This is a genomic window from Haloferax sp. s1 (assembly GCF_058382125.1).
In genome coordinates, this window is the sequence record NZ_JBZRPK010000423.1 from 1 (window position 1) to 4461 (window position 4461).

The following is a 4461-nucleotide window of genomic DNA, read 5'->3' on the forward strand; positions in this document are numbered from 1 at the left end:
CAGTAGTACCGGTTCCAACCGATTGAGTTCGGTCAACGAAGCGGTTGCTGTTCTCGCAAAGCACCTCGGTCTCAGTGACAAGCCAGTAAGCCAGATCAATATTGAACAGTCGAAGAAGGACACCGAACGCGAGGAACTCGAGGACATGAGAGAATTACTCGAGGCCAAAGGGCTAGACGATGCCGTAGCTGATATCGATGACGAGCTCAAAAAGCTGGATAGCGGCGGTGAGAGTATCCGGGATGGGGTTGAACGGTTTGTTCCGAATCTATCCGGCGGACTCAGGTCGGATACGAGCGGGGAATACGCGTACGCTATTGATGCTGTACAGGAGATCTACGAGCATCTCAATATCAGCAACGAGCTCCGGACCCGACCGGCTGCTGACGTCATTATGGACCGCGGTGAGGTCGATCTCCGCGAGCGTGAATCACTGGAGGTACGTGCGAGCGAGGTTGAGCGAAAGCTTGACCGATTCGGTATTGGTGGTGCTGGCCTGATCGAGGATTTCCCGATTACAAGCGTCGTCTTTGGCTACAGCCGCGGTGGCCGGAATCCCGCTGAGGCACGGCTCATCTCCTTTGGTGCCGATGATGCCGAATTGGTCGATGGTACCCTTGATTCATCAACCACCCCTGTATTCGTCGACACTGTGAGGACAGAGGCTGTCCGGTTCGAACTTCGTCCCCGCGTGGTGATGGCATGGCTCCTCGAAAATAGCCGGCAAGACACCGAGATAGGGGCCATGCTCCGTGCTCAGATTCTGGCGAGCAGCATTCCTGACGCACGCGCTGTCCCTGTTCGCGAACGCTGGTCGGATGAAGTCGCGGCTGACTGGGCGACATACGACGGTGAAACAATTGCTACAGAGCCACTCGATGAATGGTCAATCGAGGACATCCGAGGCTGGTTGGCAGAGAATATGACTCCGATTCCGGAGTACGATACGATCTCGCTTGATGATCCAGCAGACGTTATCAGTTACTACGTCTACCACCTTGTTCACTCGTTCTCCCACACCGTGCTCAAGTATGCCACCTCGCTGATCGGTATGGAGCGTACCAGCATCTCGGAATACCTGCTGTCCCGGTCGCTCACCTTCATCATGTACACGAACCAGCGGACGGATTTCAGCCTCGGTGGCATGCATGCGCTCGTTGAGTCGGGGCTGGGGGATCTCATTGACTCTATTGACCAAGAGGGGAACAATTGCGTCTACGACCCAGTCTGTAGCCGCGACGGATCAACTTGCTTCAACTGTATGTTCGTCTCCGAGGTTTCCTGTAGCCACCTGAACCGAAACCTTGGCCGGGACTTCTTGTTCGGCTCGAAGCCGATGGCTGACCGAGATCTTATCGGGTACTGGGATCTTGCTGAGGAATTGGCACACGAGGGTACAGAATCAGAGGCTACTGACACTGAATAATCGTTCGCAAATTAGGTGGGGTTTCATTTTGAATACGGTGTGGGCAACCCTCCTTGCTTGATGCTCTCGCCCTAGTGGAAAAGTGAGGGTGCATCCTAATTCTGACAAGCCTTCCGATTTTCCCTATGCGCTACAAATATAAGACGGGCACAATTTTCGCTCACTCGAAGGTTGCGCTCCGCAAGTGGTTGTTCTCGATTTACGCGTTCTTACGGTTTAACACGAGTCTCCGCCAACTTCAGCGGGAGATCGGTGTTTCCTACAAGACGATGCATCGTCGCGTCGAGCGCTTTACCAGAGCGCTCGACGCGCCTCAGCTCGACCTCGTTGGACCGGTCGAAATCGACGAAGTGTACGTCTCTGCCGGATTGAAAGGCCGCGAGTGCGACCAAGAGTCGCGCGCGTAGCCTGTCCACGCGTGGGCGTGGTTCGTACGAGGGAGACAAACCACCCGTCTTCACCATCGTTGACTGTGGAACGGGGCAGCGGTACGTCGTCCCAGCGAAATCCGCTGACGAATCGACTCCTCCTCGGTGACCACGAGGAGGAGTTGCTGACCGTCTATACCGACGGATTTTGGGCATACGACCCACTTGGGACGACGACGAGTTCTCCCGCAAATACGTCGTCCACGGTGACGGCGAACACGCTGACGGAGACGTCCACGTCAACACCTGCGAGAGCCACCCGTCGCTAGCGCGACGGTGGCTCTCGCCGCATCAAGGCGTCTCGAAGGACAAGTTGACACAGTATCTTCGCGCCTTCCAGCTACGCAGCGAACTCTTCAGAAAACCCGGTCGAGAAGCACTCAAACACGCTGTCAAAGCGACTCTCTGAAATCAACAATCTGCTACACATGAGCGATTAATGCATCTTTCCTGCTTGTCTTTGACCCCTGAAGCCTCAAATACGCCTCCCTACATCCGCTGTCGAACTTTTATTATTCCCAAGTTGAAATTCTAATTGCGCTATGAGTATTCTCAACTCTACGAGCCGAGAGGACGGAGAGATTGAACTCTCGAACCGCTGGAAAATACGACTCGGAACGGACGCAGACTCAGGTATTCCCAATACGAAAATCGGGATTACCGAACCCAACGGGGATCGATATGATATGTCGAATGTACTTCAGAACACCGAGTCAGCAGATACTGTCGTCCAAGAATTTGAAGATAGTGCGAATCGGTTGTCCGACCTCAGCCAACTTGATAGTCTTGAGAAACACGATTCGCAGGTAGTCCGCGAAATAGTGCGAATTCTTCCAGAGTTTGATTCTCAGGGGAATCCAGTTTGAACCAATAATCGGGTATGCGATGAGGGCGAGTAGTTTAATACTGCCCGCCGGAGTCGAAGAACCATTCCAATACTTTCATCCACGGAATTGGGACGCCAGCAGTAACGAGTCCGGCACCGAAGACAATCATCCAGAAGCCCGCCTCACTCTGATTGTAGAGTAGTAGGTTCGCTCCCGCGACTTCAAGCACCGCTCCGATAAATCCGAATGGCCCCGCGATGACGGTCGCGCCGATTATTCCGAGAAAAGAAACGATACCGGGAAGCGAGGTCAGTAAGCCAGTTAGTAGGCTGATTGATACTGAAGTAGCTGGTTCGGTAGCCGGTGTTGCTTCTCGAATGGAGCGAAAAACAATCCCTCCAACAGTCGCCATCAGCGTCAATATTATCCCACCAAAGGCTTCTGCTACGCGCATACGGAAGCGGTCAACAGGATTCATACGAACAAATTGAGTTGACAACAGAATACTCCTTGTGGGTGAAATGCTTGAAGAGTACCAACACCAGAAGTATAAATTGGTGGTCACTAATTAGAGACGGATGGTATCTGGTTCCTCGATTGTCATCGGGCTTGGCGGAGCCGTGGGAGGTGCGGTTGTTGGGGGTGGCTACTTCTTTTTCAAAGGGTATCTTCAGCAAGCCGGAGCGAACGTCGCAAACAAGACTCCGGTTGTGAAGGCTGATACAGTCAATCGACGCGATAAGGAAGGGAACCAGAATGTCGTAGAGAAGTTGGAACAGTTACGTGAGGAAAAAGAGGTGGTACGCAGAGAGAAACAGACCGAGATAGAGGAGTTCAAGAACGAACTCTCTGATTACGAGCGAATCATTGAATCAATCCAAGACGATAGTGTAGCCCGAAAACGTCTCATCGAGAACTACTGGAAGCCACTTCACGCATTGATAGCCTGCTTCACGAAAAGCAAAGTCGATACCGGTGAGGGCGAGACGAACTTCGTTCTTGAAGGACTTCGCCGTGGGCGCGATGTGGAGCAAATCACCGGCTCGGCCTATATCGTACCGCCGAAGGACGTACCGAACCAAATCAAATCAAACCCGGATAGCAGGGCGGCGCTTGAGGCGTGGATTGAGGACGAGGTGTATGCTGACTACCCGGATGCTCTCGCCCACATTGCGATGTTCGGATTAGTTGACCTCAGAAACGTCTATTCATCATCGGATTACGAGGAAAACGACTTGCCCCACTTTTTCAGCACTGTCGATTGGGAGTTTGACTTAGAGGATATATTCGACTCTGAAGACTTCTCTCGACTGTTGGCTAATGAGAGCGTAAACCTCACAGAAATCATCGAGAACGGAGACATAGCGTTCTTCGTTTCAAAATCGGTTTCTCCCGAAGAACTGGATGACATTCACGAAGCACAAACACAGATTGAAGACGAACTCGGAAACCCCGACGTGAAGCAACTTGCAGAACAGGTGTCTCTGGAACAACTAATTGGAGCGCTCGCTCCCTATGTGTCCGACCCGCAGAGTGTTGCGGAGAGCGTAAAGGAGGAAGCGGAAATTTGGAAGGAACAACTCTATTCTTAATTCTCGGTCAAGACGCGATGAGTGTGGGAGATAATTCCACCCGCCTCGCCCGCAGATACACCTACTCGTAGAAATCCACACTTTCCACCTCACTTCCCCCGCTTATCGCGTCGGAACCCTCTGGATACATCTACACCGTCTCAGATGAGTGAGCCGGATTCCACGAAACCACGTTGATTGTCTCACCA

At 52.6% G+C, this 4461-nt stretch carries 2 protein-coding genes and 2 pseudogenes; 3 read left to right on the forward strand and 1 reads right to left on the reverse strand.

The features are described 5' to 3' along the window. Positions 1–1426: pseudogene (locus QT222_RS05765) on the forward strand (hypothetical protein); the annotation flags it as partial. Positions 1427–1566: 140 nt separating this feature from the next. Beyond that, a pseudogene (locus QT222_RS05770) lies at positions 1567–2263 on the forward strand (IS1595 family transposase); the annotation flags it as partial. Between the two features lie 491 nt (positions 2264–2754). Here the strand turns inward: QT222_RS05770 and QT222_RS05775 are convergent. After that, positions 2755–3159 carry a hypothetical protein gene (locus QT222_RS05775; protein ID WP_491476598.1) on the reverse strand — a complete coding sequence of 135 codons (405 nt, stop codon included), beginning with the start codon at positions 3157–3159 and terminating at the stop codon, positions 2755–2757. Positions 3160–3259: 100 nt separating this feature from the next. On the opposite strand from QT222_RS05775, the gene QT222_RS05780 reads away from it, so the two are divergent. Next, positions 3260–4273: a hypothetical protein gene (locus tag QT222_RS05780; RefSeq protein ID WP_491476599.1), complete on the forward strand. Its 1014-nt coding sequence runs from the start codon at positions 3260–3262 to the stop codon at positions 4271–4273. The last annotated feature ends 188 nt before the right edge of the window (positions 4274–4461 follow it).

Excerpts from the sequence above, each read along its gene's own strand:
- QT222_RS05775 (WP_491476598.1), bottom strand. The coding sequence starts at position 3,159 with ATGAATCCTGTTGACCGCTTCCGTATGCGCGTAGCAGAAGCCTTTGGT.
- QT222_RS05780 (WP_491476599.1), top strand. The coding sequence starts at position 3,260 with ATGGTATCTGGTTCCTCGATTGTCATCGGGCTTGGCGGAGCCGTGGGA.